This window comes from Bradyrhizobium sp. CB3481 (genome assembly GCF_029714305.1).
Classification (GTDB): Bacteria; Pseudomonadota; Alphaproteobacteria; order Rhizobiales; family Xanthobacteraceae; genus Bradyrhizobium.
Genome location: NZ_CP121647.1, coordinates 7,866,336 through 7,881,892, shown reverse-complemented (window position 1 = coordinate 7,881,892; position 15,557 = coordinate 7,866,336). Strand labels below are relative to the sequence as shown.

Sequence of the window (15,557 nt, the reverse complement as noted above, 5' to 3'; positions counted from 1 at the left end):
CGCTGAGTTCGATAGTTCTTGTCAACGACGATGGTGGCAGGCGATCGCCTGCCACCTTTTTTGTTGGCCAAGCTCGGTGGTGTACCGGCAAAATGGCAAGCTACCGATAATCTAAAGCGCGATGAGATTGGGTTGAATCGTCATCGCGCTTTAGCTCTTTGTTTGAGCATGATCTTTTCGGAAAACCGCTGCACACTTTTCCGGATCATGCTCTAGCCGCCGGGCGGCGTGTACGCGCCCTTAAGCTGCACCGCCTTTTGCCGAACCTGTGTGATCTCATCCGGCGTCCACAGGCGGGTGAGGGTCACATTGTGGACGGCGCCGCTCGCCACCACCGTGCCTGATATCGCCGGTGCTGCGCTCGGATCCGGCACATCGAATATCACGAGCACGCCAGGCCCGTTGGTGGCTGTGCTGTACATCGAAACCAATTTGCCGCCGGCGGCTTCAACCAGTTTCCTGGCGGCCTCAAATCGATTGGTCGTGGGATTTTCCAGAATGGCGTTAAGAGATTTTGGCGTGTATTGCGCGGTCATACAAAAATGCATGATGTCCTCCTGTTGGGGCGCGTTTGATCGATGAGGCGTTCGCCTCTCGTGCGGCTCAGTGAAAAATGAGCCGTCCCAAAACCTGGAATGAAGGACTGCAGCCCTGCCGTGGGCATGACGCCGCTGATACTCTGGCGGGCCTTCGGCACTGCCCGCCGGCGGCCTGCCCTAAGGCTATCTCAGCTTGATGCCACGCGGAAGCGCGATCAATTGCGCTGCGATCTGCGGACGCGATTGGCCTGACGGTAAAGCAGGATCAACGGCACTCCGGTACGGCGCGCTTTCAGATCGAAATGTCTGATGTCCGACACGCACGAACGTTGCAGGATTGGATAAACGTCGCAAGGATGCGTTGGGCGTTCTTACTTCGCCGCCCCGAAGCGGCTGTCGAACGAGTTGGTCGACACGATCGGCGCCGAGCCCGAGACCTGACCATGCGCGGCGGCAGCCGGCGTATCCGACACCGACGGCTTCAGTTGCGGGCGGCTTGCGGCATGCTTGGCTTCCGGCTTCGGCGTAGTTGCCTTGGCCGGCGGCTGCTTGGTCTCGGTCGCCTTCGGTTTGGCCGGCGGCGTGCTGGCGGTGGCGTCGGCGGAGCCGCCGATGCCGACCTTGCGGGCGAGGCTGGAGAAGAAGCCCTCGTCCTGCGCCGAAGGCGCCGCATTGGCGACCCGCGTCGGGGCAGGTGCGGCAGCCGGCGCTGCGGCCAGCTTGGGCTGCTCCGGCGCACCCGCCAGCAGATTCTCTGAAGGGGAACGGTTTTCGGCAGGCACCTTCGGCGGATTGACGTGGGAGGGGATGGTGCCGGGGGCGCGCGCCAGCGAGAAACTCTGCAGGCTCTGCGCATCGCCGCCTTCGGAGAGACCCGTATTGCCCTCGGGCACGCGCGCAGCAAACACCCGGTGCATGCCGCCGTCGATGCCGGTATTGATGCGTGCCACCGGCGTCCCCTTGGCGATCAGCCGCGCGGTCTCGGCGAGGTCGCTGGCCTGCTTCTCGCGCACGGCGTCGGCGACTTCTTTGGGAATCTCATAGGCCGGGCACTTGGCCGAAGCGTCGAATACCGGGTCACGCGTGGCGTTCGGCGGCTTGGCGGCATCGAACACGTATTTCTTTTCGCAGAAATCGACCTTCGGCTCCTGCTTCGTCACCTCGAAATGATCATTGCCTTCCTTGATCATCTTCCAGAAAGGCATGTTCGGGTTGTTGCGGTGCCTGGCCATGTTGGCGGGCGTCATCCGGAACGGATAGGCCTGCAGCTGGAACGATTTCTGGCCGCCGAAGAAGGATTCGCGGCCCAGCGAATAGATTTCCGCGATCTGCTCGTCGGTCATCGCGTAGCAGCCGCGCGAAGAGCAGTCGCCATGCACCATCAATTGCGAGCCGGTGCGTCCGAGCGCCTTGTCGAAGGCGTTCGGATAGCCGGTGTTGAAGGAGAGGTAATAGGCCGACTGCGGATTCATCTGCGCCGGCGAAATCGAATAGAAGCCTTCCGGCGCCTGGCGATCGCCCTCCTTGATCTTGGGGCCGAGGTCGCCCGACCAGCGGCAGATCGGATAGGTCTTGAGCAGGGCGAAGCGGCCGGAGCGGTCCTGCTTCCAGATTTCGAGCTCGGCTTCCTGCTTGAACAGGCGGACCAGAATCGGGGACTGCAGCTCCATGTCCTTCGCCGCTATGTCGGCGACGAGTTTCGGCGGGACCGGCTGGTTGGCCTTGGCGTTGTTGGCCAGCGAAATGTCGTCGCCGTTGCAGCCGGCCATCAATACGCCCGCGCCCAGTAGGGCGACCGACGTGAGAAGCGCGCGAACCAGCGAGCGATTATTCAAAGGCTAAGCTCCACACCCACCGGGCATTTTCGCACCCCAAGTACAGCGAATATGCCCTGAAGCCATTGTCTAAAATATTAGCCATTGACCCTCTGCGCCGCAACCCGAACGAGGCCGTCCAGCGGCTGCGGCAGCAGGGATGGTCAACAGAGTTTAAAGACCGCGGTCAGGGCTGAATTAGGGCCAAAATTTGCAGGTGGGCGAAATAAAGGCGTTTACGGGTCATTAACTTGGAGGGCGCGTCTCGGGCTTTCGCGCCGACACGTATCCGATCACCCGAGTTTGCGGCCGATCTCGAGGAATTTCTGCCGCCGCTGCTTGCGGATGGCGTCCGCATCGAGATTGCGAAAGTCGTTGAACGCTTCCGCGATGGCATCGCCGGTGGCTTCAATCATCGCCTTGGGATCGCGATGGGCGCCGCCGGAGGGCTCGTTGAGAATCCGGTCGATCACACCGAAGCGCAGCATGTCCTGCGCCGTGATCTTCATGTTGGTGGCGACTTCCTGGGCCTTGGTGCCGTCGCGCCATAGGATCGAGGACGCCGCTTCCGGTGAGATCACGCTGTAAATCGCGTGCTCCATCATCAGCACGCGATTCGCCGTGGTAATGGCGATGGCGCCGCCCGACATGCCCTCGCCGGTGATGATCGCGACATTGGGCACGCCCAGCGACAGACACGTATCGGTCGAGCGCGCGATCGCTTCCGCAACCCCGCGCTCTTCGGCGCCGATGCCGGGATAAGCGCCGGCGGAATCGACCAGCGACAGCACGGGAATGCCGAAGCGGTCGGCCATCTCCATCAGCCGCACCGCCTTGCGATAGCCTTCGGGGCGGGCCATGCCGAAATTGTGCTTGATGCGGCTGTCGGTGGTGGCGCCCTTTTCCTGGCCGATCACGCAGATAGCCTCGCCGCGGAAACGACCGAAGCCGCCCATCAGCGCCTCGTCGTCGGCGAACTTGCGGTCGCCGGCGAGCGGGGTGAATTCGGTGATGAGCGCGCCGACGAAATCGGTGAAATGCGGGCGCTGCGGATGACGCGCCACCAGCGTCTTCTGCCAGGGCGACAGGTTGGCATAGAGATCGGCCAGCGCCTGCTGCGCCTTGTCCTCGATCCGCGAGATCTCATCGCCGATGTCGCTGCCCGAGGCGGCGAGCGCGCGCAATTCATCGACCTTGGCCTCAAGTTCGGCGACGGGTTTTTCGAAGTCGAGATAGCTGCGCATCTGATCCGGCATCAAGACAATATAGGTAACAACGCACTGTCAGGCGAAGCGGTTTTCGATTCGCTCCAGGAAAGCACGCATCTTCAATGATTTAGCGCGCATCTCGGGCCGGACGGGCCGGCTTTTCCGAAAAGCGCGCCAAACAAGGCCGCGGGGCGGGAGACGGCTGTTTCGGGGGAGACGCCGCGGAAGTCAAGGCGGGTGTTGCGCGCGGGGTTAAATCTCAGTGTCCCGGACGCGGTGCGGCGCCATAAGCGCGTTCGCGCGCGTCTTCGGCGCACTATGGTGCCTAGCCGCAGAGCCGGGACCCATTCCGCCGCGATGTGGGCCCCGGCTCAGCAGCGCATCACCATAGCGGGTCGAAGACGCGCGTAAACGCGCTTTCGGTGCTGCGCTGCGTCCGGGGCACGGGACTTACTTCTCCGCCAACGGATGCAGGTCGCGCACCAGGCTTTTCAGCCGCTCCTCGACCACATGGGTGTAGATCTGCGTGGTCGAGATGTCGGTATGGCCGAGCAGCGTCTGCACGATGCGCAGGTCCGCGCCGTTGTGCAGCAGGTGGCTGGCGAAGGCGTGGCGCAGCACGTGCGGCGAAACCAGCCGCGGCGCAAGGCCGGAGGCCGACGCCAGCTCCTTCAGGTCGCGGGCAAAATGCTGCCGGGTCAGATGGCCACTCTCGCCGAACGAGGGAAACAGCCATTTCGAGCCAGGGAGGTTTTTCTTTTTCTCAGGTTTCAGCGCTTCCATCGCGGCGAGATAATCCGCCATCGCCTGCCGCGAGGCTTCGTTGAGCGGCACCAGGCGCTCCTTGTTGCCCTTGCCGCGCACCATGATCATGCGGGCATCGCGCCGTGCCGCTGACAGCGGCAAGGCGACGAGCTCCGAGACGCGCAGACCGGTGGCGTAAAGCACTTCCAGAAGGCAATATAGCCGCATCGCGCGCAGCCGCTGCTGCGGCGAGGCGTTCCCGGCTTTCGTCAGTTCCTTGGCCCGCGTCAGCATGCGGTCGACATCCGCGATCGACAGTACCTTCGGCAGCCCCCGGCCGCGTTTCGGGCCGGACAGGATCGCGGCCGGATCGTCGGCGCGGATCCGCTCGTTCAACAGGAAGCGGAACAAATGCCGCATTGCTGAGAGCCGGCGCGCCACGCTGGATGATTTGAAACCTCTGACGTCGAGATCGGCGAGGTAATCCCGCAATACGTCAGTTTCGGCGCCGGCAAAGCCTTGCCCCTTACGGCCGAGAAATTCGGATAAATCCGTCAGGTCGCGGCGATAGGCGTCGAGCGTATTGACGCCTGCGCCCTGTTCCGCCGCGAGCATGTCGAGGAACAGGTTGATCAGTCTCTCGTCTTTGGCCGTCTTGCTGGAACGCATGCCCTCGACATCCCCGTCGGCGAGAGCGTCTCCCCCGAGTCCGCCTCTCACCAAACAGACGATAGCGGCTATTTCTTGAGGAACTTGTCAGCGGGGATGGTGACCGTCATTTCCCGGGGTTTTGGGGTGACGAAATTCGCCAGCGCGAAAATGACGCCGTAGATCAGCCCGGCGATGATGCCGACGACCGTCAGAAAGCGGAACAAACTGGGCATGGGGGGCTCAGGGCGGCGAATTAACCAATGAAATCATCCAACATGTTCCTCTCCCCCTGGCAAGAGTCTCTGGCAACGGCGTCACAGGGGGTAGTATAGGTGTCGCAGCACGGGGCAACCCCCGCCAGTTCAAAGGATTTTTGATGTCCGAGACCGCCGCACCGGCACCAGCGAGCCCGACCCAGGAGGCCGACATCACGTCGGCGCTGGGACGGCGTTCGGTCGTGCTGGTCGGCATGATGGGCGCCGGCAAGTCGACGATCGGCCGGCGGCTGGCGGCCCGGCTCGGCCTGCGGTTTCTCGATGCCGACGTCGAGATCGAGGTCGCCCATGCCGGCATGACCATCCCGGAAATCTTTGCGACCCATGGCGAGCCGTATTTCCGCGACGGCGAGGCGCGGGTGATCGCGCGGCTCCTGGATGGCGGACCAGCCGTGATCGCGACCGGCGGCGGCGCCTTCATGCGCGAGGAGACCCGCAATCGCATCCGCGAAAAGGCGATCTCGCTGTGGCTCAAGGCCGACATCGACGTCATTATGAAGCGGGTCAAGCGCCGCGCCGACCGGCCGCTTTTGCAGACCGAAGATCCGGTCGCGACCGTCAGCCGTCTGCTTGAGGCGCGCGAGCCGGTCTATCGGACCGCCGACCTGACGATTGCCTCGCGCGACGTGCCGCACGACCGCATCGTCGAGGAGTGTCTCGACGCCCTGCGCGGGCGGCTATGCGCAGAAAACCCTTCCGACCAGCCGACAACCGACGGGATCAGCGTTACGCCATGACTGCGCCCCTGAAACATTCCGCGGATATCACGGTCGACGTCGCGCTCGGCGATCGCGCTTATGACATCGTCATCGGCCGCGGCGTGCTGCAGTCGCTTGGTCAGCGCGTGGCCGCGCTGCGCCCCGGCGCGCGGACCGCCATCGTCACCGACCGCACCGTTGCAAAACATTGGCTGGAGCCGGCCGAGCATTCGCTTGGCGAGGCCGGCATCCCGACCTCGCGCATCATCGTCGAGGAAGGCGAGATATCGAAGACCTATGCCGGCCTGGAAAAGGTCTCCGAGGCGCTGATCGCGGCCAAGATCGAGCGCAACGATCTGGTGATCGCGCTTGGCGGCGGCGTGGTCGGCGATCTCGCCGGTTTCGCGGCGGCGATCCTGCGCCGCGGCGTCGATTTCGTGCAGGTGCCGACCTCGCTGCTGGCGCAGGTCGATTCCTCGGTCGGCGGCAAGACCGGCATCAACTCGCCGCAGGGCAAGAATTTGCTTGGCGCGTTTCATCAGCCAGTGCTCGTGATCGCCGATACCTCCGTGCTCGACACGCTGTCGCAGCGCCAGTTTCGCGCCGGCTACGCCGAAGTGGCCAAGTATGGCGTGCTCGGCGACGAGGCTTTCTTCACCTGGTTGGAGGCCAACCACGCCGACATCTTCGCAGGCGGCGCGGCGCGCGAGCATGCGATCGCGACCTCCTGCCGTGCCAAGGCGGCCATCGTCTCCCGCGATGAGCGCGAGAATGGCGAGCGTGCGTTGCTCAATCTCGGCCATACCTTCGGCCATGCGCTGGAGGCCGCGACCGGCTTTTCCGACCGTCTATTCCACGGCGAGGGTGTTGCCATCGGCATGGTGCTGGCGGCGGAATTTTCGGCCAAGCTCGGCATGATCTCCGCTGATGATGCCGCGCGCGTCGAACGCCACCTTGCTTCCGCAGGCCTGCCGACCCATTTGCAGGACATCGCGGGCTTCGCCCAGGAAGGTCTGGCCGATGCCGACGCCCTGATGGCGCTGATGGCGCAGGACAAGAAGGTCAAGCGCGGCAAGCTGACCTTCATCCTGCTGCAGGCGATCGGCCGCGCGGTGGTCGCGGGGGACGTCGAGCCGTCGCTGGTGCGCGATTTCCTGCAACAGAAACTGGCGGGATGAGAACGGGATGTCCGGACGGAGCCCGGCGCGGCATTGCGCGGGGCCGGGTCCGTTGTGAGGAATACATGAGCTCGACGGCGTTCAACCTGCTGCTCGCGATCCTTCTGCTCGCCGCCAACGCGTTTTACGTGGCCGCCGAGTTTGCGCTGGTGAAGAGCCGCGGCTTTCGCATCAGGGCGATGGTCGAGCAGGACCGGTTCGGCGCGCGCCTGTTGCAGGACATGATGGGCAATATCGAGGCCTATCTGGCCTGCTGCCAGCTCGGCATCACCATGGCCTCGCTCGGTCTCGGCTGGGTCGGCGAACCCACGGTGTCGGCGCTGCTCGAGCCGCTGCTGATCCCGCTCGGCATGTCCGAGCGCACCCTGCATTTCGTGTCGTTTGTGGCGGGCTTTTTGGTGTTCTCCTCGCTTCACATCGTGATCGGCGAGCAGGTGCCGAAGACGTTCGCGATCCGCCAGCCGACGCCGGTCTCGCAGTGGATCGCCTATCCGCTGTACCTGTCCTATCTCGTGTTCTATCCGCTGAACTGGCTGCTCAATACCGCGTCCCGCGGGATCTTGCGGATGTTCGGCGTCAAGGAATCGTCGCAGCACGAAATCCTCACCGACTCCGAGATCGAGGGGCTGGTGGAGGAATCCGCCGTGCACGGCGGCATCGAGAGCGGCGAGGCCGAATACATCCATAACGTCTTCCGTTTCGGCGACCTCGCCGTATCAGACGTCATGGTTCACCGTACCGCGATGGTGATGATCAACGCCGATTTGCCGCCGGACGAACTGGTGCGCGAGGTGCTGGCGACCGAGTACACCCGCATTCCGCTCTGGCGCGACAAGCCGGAAAATATCATCGGCGTGCTGCACGCCAAGGACCTGCTGCGCGCGATCCGCGCCAGTGAAGGCGACACCTCGCGGATCAACGTTTCCGCCATCATGCTGCCGCCCTGGTTCGTGCCGGAAATGCGGCCACTGTCCGAACAGCTCAAGGCGTTCCGCCGCCGCAAGACCCACTTCGCGCTCGTCGTCGACGAATATGGCGAGGTCGAGGGCATGGTGACGCTGGAAGACGTCCTGGAGGAAATCGTCGGCGACATTTCCGACGAGCACGACGTCGTGGTCGCCGGCGTCCGCGTCCAGGCCGACGGCTCTGTCGTGGTGGACGGTTCGGTGCCGATCCGCGATCTCAACCGGGCCATGAACTGGCACCTGCCGGACGAGGAAGCGACCACCGTCGCCGGTCTCGTCATCCATGAGGCGCGCTCGATCCCCGAGCGCGGCCAGAACTTCACCTTTCATGGCTGCCGCTTCCGCGTGCTGCGGCGGGAGCGCAACCGCATCACCGCGCTCAAGATCACGCCGCTGCCGCGCGAAGCTGAAGACCCGAAGCCGAGGCGGGCGGGGACGGCGTTCTAGACGCGGACGCGCAAGCGGTTCGAGCTATTCAATGTCGATGGTGACACTGGCGAGCTTCCATTGGCCGTCGGAGGGAATAAAGCCGAGCTGATACTTTACCTTTTTCGGCGTGGTATCGAAACGGCCTTTGAGGCGCAGCACGCCCTTCTCGTCGATTTTTGCGTCCTCCTCCGGAATGACGGCGCTGGCGACGATGGCGTCGAACACGGCGTGTTTCTCGACCAGGTCCTTGAACACGGTGCGCAGCTTCTCCGGCGGAAACTGATCGCGGAACGGCTTTGAGATCTTGGCGTGGAGAACCGTGAAATTATCCGAGGTCACGGCATCGTTGAGCGTCACCAGGATGCTCTTGATCAGCACTTCCTGGACGAACGGGCTCGGCATGTCGAGCGTCTGCGCCCTGATCGGGGAGGCCGCGACCAGCAGCGCGACAATAGCGGCCCATCTGAAGCGTGCCCAACGTCGCATCGGACGACCTCGTCGACCTGCGATGGCACCGGGGCAGCCCGACCCCGCGTTCAAACGGAACTGTGTCCATCGCTTCGGGGATTGTCTCACAGTTGCGAAAACCGTGCTACCGTTCCGGCCGATCTTCACAGGAGCTGGGCGATAGGTCACGCCAGATACTCGATGGCTTGCGCCTGTAGCCGCTCGGGCGGGTGTGTCGAGCGTCGCCTCGGATCGGCCCAGGTTTCGTAGCCGGTGCGCCGTTTCTCGACTTCGGCCCATGTGACGGCAACGGGAAGCTATGGCCTTGTACGGCAAGGCATTTTGGACCAGGGTTTTTCCTTTGCGAGCTGAATGATGACTAAGAAAACTCATGTGGTTGATACATTCGATAACGCACACTTTCAGCGATTCAACAGCGATCTCATAGGAAATGAGATGGCTCACTTACTTTCCCAAATCACAATGAACTGGGGGAAATTGGAGCAGGCCCTCTATCTGTCGATGAAATCAATCGATGTCGGTCAAGCTAATGAATGGAGAGAGGCGTTCTTTTCCACACCAGCCCTGGCCGCGCGAAAAGAGAAAGCGCGGAAAAACATCGGCACGAAAGTCGCAACTTCAAATCCCAAGCTGCTCACATTTTTTGAAGAGACACTTGATAGATTTCAGGATGTGCAGCATCGCAGGAATGCCCTAAGTCACGCACTTTGGCTGCCCATCGAAACGCCGAACCAATACCCGGTTCAACCTTTGCGATATGATAGAGCAAATATGAGCTTCGATCCGATAAGGGTTGTTGATCTCAAATTCCTGGGTGACCTTCTCGAAGACATGACCGACCTTTCGCGGCGCATATATTGGGTCGGTGCGGAGTTGCTGGCGCATCAGCAATTGAAGAAGTGGGGAAAACGGTAGGTATGCGGGGGTCAACTCGCGGGAGGCAACCGGCATTTGGACGGAACCATGTCCATCGCTTCGGGGATTGTCTCACAGTTGCTAAAACCGTGCTACCGTTCCGGCCGATCTTCACAGAAAGCTCTCGCTGCCGCCAGAATCGCGAGCTTCTGCCAAAATCACCCGCCGGCGGTTTCTCCCGGCGTCTGCGCCTTGACGGCGAGCGCATGCACGGAGCCCTTGAGTTCCGCCGCGAGCGTCGCATTTACCATGCGGTGGCGTTCGATCCGGCTCTTCCCTTCGAAGGCCGGAGATACGATATAAACCCTGAAATGTGTTTCGCCGCCCGGCCTGTGGCCGGCATGGCCTTCATGCAGATGTGATTCGTCCGTGACGTCGAGGCTTTCCGGCAAGAAAGCTTCACGCAACTTGTTTATGATAGTGTCCTTGGTGCTCATGATGGCGGCAGATAATTCTCTGTCGGTTTTCCGTCAATGAGGCATCCGAACCGGAGGTATTCGCAATGTCAAGACTTGAAGCCTTGCGCATTGCGTAGTCAAAGTCAGCTATGCCGATCGATTCATCCAAGTTCTTCGATTCCATTCGCATCAAGCCCAACAAGGTCAGCGCGAAGGCGCAGGCGCGCGCGAATGAAGAATCCGCCATGTGCGAGTGGGCAGGCTGCCCGAACAAGGGGCCGCACCGCGCGCCCAAGGGGCGGGAGAATTCCCGCGAGTACTGGCACTTCTGCCTCAACCATGTCCGCGAGTACAACCAGTCCTACAATTTCTTCCAGGGCATGAATGCCGATGCCGTCGCGCGCTACCAGAAGGATGCGCTGACCGGCCATCGCCCGACCTGGAAGATGGGCGCCAACACCGCCGGCAAGAAGGGCAAGACGCCGAGCGCCGAGGATTTCGACGGCGCCGCCGATCCCTTCAGCATGTTCTCCGAGCTCAACGGCCGTGGCCGCTGGCGGCCTGGTCCTGATACGCAGACCAAGGCCGAAACGCGCAAGGTGATGAATGCCGAGCGCAAGGCGCTGCAGGTGATGGGGCTGTCCGCCGAAGCGACACTCGATGACGTCAAGGCCAAGTACAAGGCGCTGGTCAAGCAGCACCATCCCGACGCCAATGGCGGCGACCGCTCTACCGAGGATCGCCTGATCGAGATCATCAAGGCGTACAATTATCTGAAGACTGTGGTGCGCGCGTAGTTTCAGTCGTCCCTGCGAAAGCAGGGACCCATACGCCGCGGCTTCTCAATTTTACTCCGCTGGTCGACGGCTTTCGCACGACAATACGCATTTGTGGTTATGGGTCCCTGCGTTCGCAGGGACGACAGCGGAGTTGTTAGCTCCGCCGTTGCCTTCCACATGCTCATTTCCGTACGTCACCCCGGCATCGGCCCGATATAGGCCGAGCTCGGCCGGATCAGGCGGCCGCCGCGCTGCTGCTCGCGGGCGTGCGCGGTCCAGCCGGCGGCGCGGGCCACCGCGAAGATCGGCGTAAATGCCTGGCGCGGGATTTTCAGCGCGTCGAGCAGGATCGCGGTGAAGAACTCCACATTGGTATCGAGCGGCCGGTCCGGATTTTTCTTCCGTAGGGCGCTGCGGATATAGGCCTCGACCTCGCCCGCGAACGGCAGATCGGTGCCGCCTCCCGCGAACCGCTGGATTGCATCCTTCAGCACATCGGCACGCGGATCGCGGACGCGATAGACGCGATGGCCGAATCCCATCAACCGCTCGCCACGGGCCAGCGCGCTGTCGACCCAAGGCTTGATCCGCTCGGTCGAACCTATCGCATCCAGCATTTCCAGCACGGGCTCGGGGGCGCCGCCATGCAGCGGGCCCGTCAGCGCGCAATAGCCGGCGGTGACGGCGGCGAACAGATCCGCCTGCGTCGAGGCCACGACACGCGTCGCAAAAGTCGACGCGTTCATGCCGTGATCGCAGACGGTGACAAAATAGGTGTCGAGAGCGGTGATCTCGCGCGGCTCGGCCTTTCGGCCGCGCAGCATCGACAGCGTGTCGGCCGCATGGCCAAGCGTCGGATCGGGCGCGATGGGATCATTGCCCTTGGCCCGCTGCAGCAGTGCGCCCGCAATCACGGGTAACGCGCCGACAATGGTGGCTTCAGGCTCAAGTCCGTTCTCGCCGCGTAGGCCTGCGACGGCTGCGCGAAAACCATCCACGATCGACATGCCACGCGTTGCCGGCAGCAGCTCGGGCAGTCGGGCGAAGGCGCGTTCCCGCGCTGCCCCGAGCCTCGAGCGCACATCGGCTTCGGTAAGCGACGCGCCTGTTGCCGCGTTCCACAGCCGCGCGGTCACGCCCTCGAAACTCGATTTGCCGGCGAGGTCGCCGACCCGCTCGCCAGCGATGATCAGTTCCCCGCGCTCGCCGTCGACATGGCTAAGCACGGTTTCGGCGGCCGGAATGCCGTCGAGGCCGATCGGGGTTTTTGAAATCTGCATGTTCATGGCGGCTCCCTTTGCTTGCCGGCAAAGGTCGGGCCTCTCGACAGATTGATCAATCTTGATTATGTAAATCAATATGAAAAAATCCGCCGGCCTTTATTTGTCGGCCCGTGAGGCCTCCGCCGAACTCGCGATCTCGCAGGCGACGCTCTACGCCTATGTCAGCCGCGGCCTAATCCGCTCGGAGCCGTCGGAGGATTCCCGCAGCCATCGCTACTGGGCCGAGGACGTCCGCACGCTGAAGGAGCGCCGTACGCCGTCGCCGGAGCCGCGTGGCCTGCGCAGTTTTGATGCCGATCTGCCGGTGATGGATTCGGCGGTCGGGACCATCACCGAGGACGGCGCGATCTATCGCGGCGTCAACTGCATCGATCTCGCCGAGCGCGATACGCTCGAACATGCGGCGACGCTTTTGTGGGACGTCACCGGCGTCGATCCCTTTGAGCAGGACAATTGCCCGATCGTCTCGGATGAGATGCGCGCCGTCGCCGATGCCACACGCAATGCCAACGCGATCGATCGCGCCGTCGCGGTGCTGGCGCTGGCCGCCGCTGCGGACCCGCGCGCCTTCACCCGGGCGCCCGACGGGCGCGCGATGGTCGGCGGCCGTATCGTGCGGCTGGTGGTGGCGACCATGCTGAATGCGAAATCATCGGCAAAACCGCTTCATGTGCAGATCGCCCGCGCCTGGGCGCCCGATCACAAGCACGCGCCGGATCTGATCCGCCGCGCGCTGGTGCTGCTCGCCGATCACGAACTGAACGCCTCGACCTTCACGGTGCGTTGCGCGGCCTCGACCGGCTTGAACCTCTATGACTCGGTGATCGCCGGCCTCGTCGCGCTGAAGGGCCCGAAGCATGGCGGCGCCGGGGTGCTGGCGGCGCAGCTATTGAAGACGCTTGCCGATAATGAGGTCGCGCCTTTGATCCGCGAGCGCGTCGCACTCGGCGAGCGCTTCGCGGGCTTTGGCCACGGCGTCTACAAGCACGGCGATCCCCGCGCGCGGGCCCTGTTGGAGGCGCTGGCGCGCTCGGGCGGGAATCGCAAATTCACCCACGAAATCCCCGAGCGGATCGCAGAGGCGACCGGCGAGTTCGTCAATATCGACTATGCGCTGGCAGTGCTGGTGCATACGCTCGGCCTGCCGCCGGGCCACGAACTGGTGCTGTTCTCGATGGCGCGCACGGTCGGCTGGATCGCGCATGCCTGCGAGCAGTTGCGCCACGGCCGGCTGATCCGGCCCCGCGCGCGCTATGTCGGGCCTGCACCGGGACGCAGCCCCCGCGCCTGACGGCGGCGCAGCGTCCAGATGCCGAGCGCGACGATCGCCACGGCGACCACGCCCAGAATCCAGATATGTTTGCCGACGTGCTGGTGATGCGGGAGGCCGGCATAGTGATGCAGCGCCGAGACCGCGAACACGCCCGGCAGCACGTGCGCCAAAGCCCATGCAACGACCGCGGCAATATTGACGCCGTAGAACCGGGCCGGCGGCATGCCGAGTGCGCCGGCGGTAACCGGCACGAAGGCGCGGATCGGCGGCACGAAACGCGCGAACAAGACGGCCAGCGTTCCCCAGCGCTGGAAGAACGCCTCGCTCTGGGCCATCACGGCTGGATATTGCGACATCGGCCAGGCGTTGAGAATCTCGCGTTGCGAGCGATGTCCGGTCCAGAACGCCGAGCCGTCGCCGAGCACGGCTCCCGCGACCGCCGCCGCCAGCACGCCCCATAATGTGAGTTCGCCGCCCGGAACCAGCGCGCTGAGGGCGAGAATGATGGTCGAGCCCGGCACCAGCGCGCCCACGACCGGGATCGCCTCCAGCAGGGCGGCAAGGAATAGCGTCAGATACGCCAGCCAAGGATGGGCAGAAACGAACGCAATCAGGGGATCGAGGAATGAAGTCACAAGCCTGCCGCCTGGTGGAAATGGGCAATCTCACAGCTATCAAGCCCGGACAGGGGCCGAAAGGGCTTGGCGCGATGCTTGTTTTGCGCCCGGTGGCGTGCCCAAGCGGGCAAAAGTGCGGCGTGATTCGCAGGGCAGCCCTCCAAAAACCAAATACAGGCCCTATCTCGATGATAAGCCAACGGAACTTTGATTGCGCCGCGGGCTTCTGCCGGCCGTTGCTCTCTGCTAGGTTGGCAATAGCCCCCATCCGCAGCCATTCAACAGATCTGGTTTCGGGAATGCCCGGGACCTCGGAGGATTGATGACGACCGCCGCCATGAGCCAAGTTACGGAACCCGTCGGATTGCCCGACATGAAGGTGTCGGTCCGGCAGGTCTTCGGTATCGACAGCGATCTCGAAGTGCCGGCCTATTCCGAAGTCGACCCGCATGTGCCGGAAGTCGATTCGGACTACCGTTTCGACCGCGCCACCACGCTGGCGATCCTAGCCGGGTTCGCCAAGAACCGCCGCGTCATGGTCACCGGCTATCACGGCACCGGTAAGTCGACCCATATCGAGCAAGTCGCGGCGCGCCTGAACTGGCCCTGCGTCCGCGTCAACCTCGACAGCCATATCAGCCGTATCGATCTGGTCGGCAAGGACTCGATCGTCGTCAAGGACGGTAAGCAGGTCACCGAATTCCGCGACGGCATCCTGCCCTGGGCGCTGCAGCACAACATCGCACTGGTGTTCGACGAATATGATGCCGGCCGTCCGGACGTGATGTTCGTGATCCAGCGCGTGCTGGAAGTCTCCGGCCGCCTGACCCTGCTCGACCAGAACAAGGTGATCAAGCCGCATCCGGCGTTCCGCCTGTTCTCGACCGCCAACACGGTCGGCCTCGGCGACACCTCGGGCCTCTATCACGGCACCCAGCAGATCAACCAGGGCCAGATGGACCGCTGGTCGATCGTCACCACGCTGAACTATCTGGCGCATGACGAGGAAGTCGAGATCGTGCTCTCCAAGGCGCATCACTATCGCACGCAGGAGGGCCGCGACATCGTCAACAAGATGGTACGGCTCGCCGATCTCACCCGTAACGCCTTCGCCAATGGCGATCTGTCGACGGTGATGAGCCCGCGCACGGTGATCACCTGGGCCGAGAACTCCGAAATCTTCGGCGACATCGGCTTTGCGTTCCGCGTCACGTTCCTCAACAAGTGCGACGAGCTGGAGCGGCCGCTGGTCGCCGAGTTTTATCAGCGCTGCTTCAACGCGGAGCTGCCGGAATCGGCTGTTAACGTGGCGCTCAGCTAGCC

Annotated in this window: 17 protein-coding genes; 8 read left to right on the top strand and 9 right to left on the bottom strand. The window is 63.2% G+C overall.

What is annotated here, in order from left to right; all coding sequences use genetic code 11:
• Positions 1-18: 18 nt before the first annotated feature.
• Entirely contained in the window at positions 19-216 is a 198-nt protein-coding gene (locus tag QA643_RS37935; RefSeq protein WP_283030928.1) for a hypothetical protein, read from the top strand.
• On the opposite strand, the gene QA643_RS37930 is transcribed toward QA643_RS37935, so the two are convergent.
• From QA643_RS37930 to QA643_RS37910, 5 genes are all read right to left on the bottom strand, one after another.
• On the bottom strand, positions 213-548 hold the full coding sequence (locus QA643_RS37930; protein WP_283030926.1) for a GYD domain-containing protein: 336 nt from the start codon (positions 546-548) through the stop codon (positions 213-215). The genes QA643_RS37935 and QA643_RS37930 overlap by 4 nt on opposite strands.
• Before the next feature lie 362 nt (positions 549-910).
• Complete coding sequence (locus tag QA643_RS37925; protein ID WP_283030925.1) at positions 911-2,374, bottom strand: L,D-transpeptidase family protein; 1,464 nt, start codon at positions 2,372-2,374, stop codon at positions 911-913.
• Positions 2,375-2,646: 272 nt separating this feature from the next.
• Positions 2,647-3,609 (bottom strand): acetyl-CoA carboxylase carboxyltransferase subunit alpha, encoded by a 963-nt coding sequence (locus tag QA643_RS37920; protein WP_283030924.1) that lies wholly within the window; start codon positions 3,607-3,609, stop codon positions 2,647-2,649.
• Positions 3,610-4,011: 402 nt separating this feature from the next.
• Positions 4,012-4,974: a site-specific tyrosine recombinase XerD gene (gene xerD / locus QA643_RS37915; protein ID WP_283030922.1), complete on the bottom strand. Its 963-nt coding sequence runs from the start codon at positions 4,972-4,974 to the stop codon at positions 4,012-4,014.
• Between the two features lie 68 nt (positions 4,975-5,042).
• Positions 5,043-5,189: a histidine kinase gene (locus QA643_RS37910; RefSeq protein ID WP_283030920.1), complete on the bottom strand. Its 147-nt coding sequence runs from the start codon at positions 5,187-5,189 to the stop codon at positions 5,043-5,045.
• 143 nt (positions 5,190-5,332) lie between these two features.
• Between QA643_RS37910 and QA643_RS37905 the strand changes: the two genes are divergently transcribed.
• The 3 genes from QA643_RS37905 (at position 5,333) to QA643_RS37895 (ending at position 8,519) form a co-directional block, all read left to right on the top strand.
• A complete protein-coding gene (locus tag QA643_RS37905) occupies positions 5,333-5,968 on the top strand; it encodes a shikimate kinase (RefSeq protein ID WP_283030918.1) in 636 nt (211 codons plus the stop codon).
• A complete protein-coding gene (gene aroB, locus QA643_RS37900) occupies positions 5,965-7,107 on the top strand; it encodes a 3-dehydroquinate synthase (RefSeq protein WP_283030916.1) in 1,143 nt (380 codons plus the stop codon). Before QA643_RS37905 ends, aroB begins: the two co-directional genes overlap by 4 nt.
• Positions 7,108-7,172: 65 nt before the next feature.
• Positions 7,173-8,519, top strand: a complete 1,347-nt coding sequence (locus QA643_RS37895) for a hemolysin family protein (RefSeq protein WP_283030914.1) — start codon at positions 7,173-7,175, stop codon at positions 8,517-8,519.
• A 24-nt stretch (positions 8,520-8,543) separates the two neighbouring features.
• Here QA643_RS37895 and QA643_RS37890 read toward each other — a convergent pair whose 3' ends face one another.
• Positions 8,544-8,987 carry a hypothetical protein gene (locus tag QA643_RS37890; protein ID WP_283030913.1) on the bottom strand — a complete coding sequence of 148 codons (444 nt, stop codon included), beginning with the start codon at positions 8,985-8,987 and terminating at the stop codon, positions 8,544-8,546.
• 336 nt (positions 8,988-9,323) lie between these two features.
• On the opposite strand from QA643_RS37890, the gene QA643_RS37885 reads away from it, so the two are divergent.
• On the top strand, positions 9,324-9,884 hold the full coding sequence (locus tag QA643_RS37885; protein ID WP_283030912.1) for a hypothetical protein: 561 nt from the start codon (positions 9,324-9,326) through the stop codon (positions 9,882-9,884).
• A gap of 158 nt (positions 9,885-10,042) precedes the next feature.
• On the opposite strand, the gene QA643_RS37880 is transcribed toward QA643_RS37885, so the two are convergent.
• Positions 10,043-10,321, bottom strand: coding sequence for a BolA family protein (locus QA643_RS37880; protein ID WP_283030910.1), 279 nt, complete (start codon positions 10,319-10,321; stop codon positions 10,043-10,045).
• Positions 10,322-10,431: 110 nt separating this feature from the next.
• On the opposite strand from QA643_RS37880, the gene QA643_RS37875 reads away from it, so the two are divergent.
• On the top strand, positions 10,432-11,079 hold the full coding sequence (locus QA643_RS37875) for a DnaJ domain-containing protein (RefSeq protein ID WP_283030908.1): 648 nt from the start codon (positions 10,432-10,434) through the stop codon (positions 11,077-11,079).
• A gap of 176 nt (positions 11,080-11,255) precedes the next feature.
• Here the strand turns inward: QA643_RS37875 and QA643_RS37870 are convergent, their stop codons facing one another.
• Positions 11,256-12,347 carry a citrate synthase/methylcitrate synthase gene (locus QA643_RS37870; RefSeq protein WP_283030906.1) on the bottom strand — a complete coding sequence of 364 codons (1,092 nt, stop codon included), beginning with the start codon at positions 12,345-12,347 and terminating at the stop codon, positions 11,256-11,258.
• Positions 12,348-12,420: 73 nt separating this feature from the next.
• Here QA643_RS37870 and QA643_RS37865 point away from each other — a divergent pair, with 73 nt between their 5' ends.
• Positions 12,421-13,635, top strand: coding sequence for a citrate/2-methylcitrate synthase (locus QA643_RS37865; protein ID WP_283030904.1), 1,215 nt, complete (start codon positions 12,421-12,423; stop codon positions 13,633-13,635).
• Here QA643_RS37865 and QA643_RS37860 read toward each other — a convergent pair.
• Complete coding sequence (locus QA643_RS37860) at positions 13,596-14,252, bottom strand: DedA family protein (RefSeq protein ID WP_283030902.1); 657 nt, start codon at positions 14,250-14,252, stop codon at positions 13,596-13,598. The genes QA643_RS37865 and QA643_RS37860 overlap by 40 nt on opposite strands.
• A gap of 304 nt (positions 14,253-14,556) precedes the next feature.
• On the opposite strand from QA643_RS37860, the gene cobS reads away from it, so the two are divergent.
• Positions 14,557-15,555, top strand: a complete 999-nt coding sequence (gene cobS / locus QA643_RS37855; RefSeq protein WP_283030900.1) for a cobaltochelatase subunit CobS — start codon at positions 14,557-14,559, stop codon at positions 15,553-15,555.
• Positions 15,556-15,557: the final 2 nt, after the last annotated feature.

Excerpts from the sequence above, each read along its gene's own strand:
- QA643_RS37930 (WP_283030926.1), bottom strand. The coding sequence starts at position 548 with ATGCATTTTTGTATGACCGCGCAATACACGCCAAAATCTCTTAACGCC.
- QA643_RS37920 (WP_283030924.1), bottom strand. The coding sequence starts at position 3,609 with ATGCCGGATCAGATGCGCAGCTATCTCGACTTCGAAAAACCCGTCGCC.
- xerD (WP_283030922.1), bottom strand. The coding sequence starts at position 4,974 with ATGCGTTCCAGCAAGACGGCCAAAGACGAGAGACTGATCAACCTGTTC.
- QA643_RS37910 (WP_283030920.1), bottom strand. The coding sequence starts at position 5,189 with ATGCCCAGTTTGTTCCGCTTTCTGACGGTCGTCGGCATCATCGCCGGG.
- QA643_RS37905 (WP_283030918.1), top strand. The coding sequence starts at position 5,333 with ATGTCCGAGACCGCCGCACCGGCACCAGCGAGCCCGACCCAGGAGGCC.
- aroB (WP_283030916.1), top strand. The coding sequence starts at position 5,965 with ATGACTGCGCCCCTGAAACATTCCGCGGATATCACGGTCGACGTCGCG.
- QA643_RS37895 (WP_283030914.1), top strand. The coding sequence starts at position 7,173 with ATGAGCTCGACGGCGTTCAACCTGCTGCTCGCGATCCTTCTGCTCGCC.
- QA643_RS37890 (WP_283030913.1), bottom strand. The coding sequence starts at position 8,987 with ATGCGACGTTGGGCACGCTTCAGATGGGCCGCTATTGTCGCGCTGCTG.
- QA643_RS37885 (WP_283030912.1), top strand. The coding sequence starts at position 9,324 with ATGACTAAGAAAACTCATGTGGTTGATACATTCGATAACGCACACTTT.
- QA643_RS37880 (WP_283030910.1), bottom strand. The coding sequence starts at position 10,321 with ATGAGCACCAAGGACACTATCATAAACAAGTTGCGTGAAGCTTTCTTG.
- QA643_RS37875 (WP_283030908.1), top strand. The coding sequence starts at position 10,432 with ATGCCGATCGATTCATCCAAGTTCTTCGATTCCATTCGCATCAAGCCC.
- QA643_RS37870 (WP_283030906.1), bottom strand. The coding sequence starts at position 12,347 with ATGAACATGCAGATTTCAAAAACCCCGATCGGCCTCGACGGCATTCCG.
- QA643_RS37865 (WP_283030904.1), top strand. The coding sequence starts at position 12,421 with ATGAAAAAATCCGCCGGCCTTTATTTGTCGGCCCGTGAGGCCTCCGCC.
- cobS (WP_283030900.1), top strand. The coding sequence starts at position 14,557 with ATGACGACCGCCGCCATGAGCCAAGTTACGGAACCCGTCGGATTGCCC.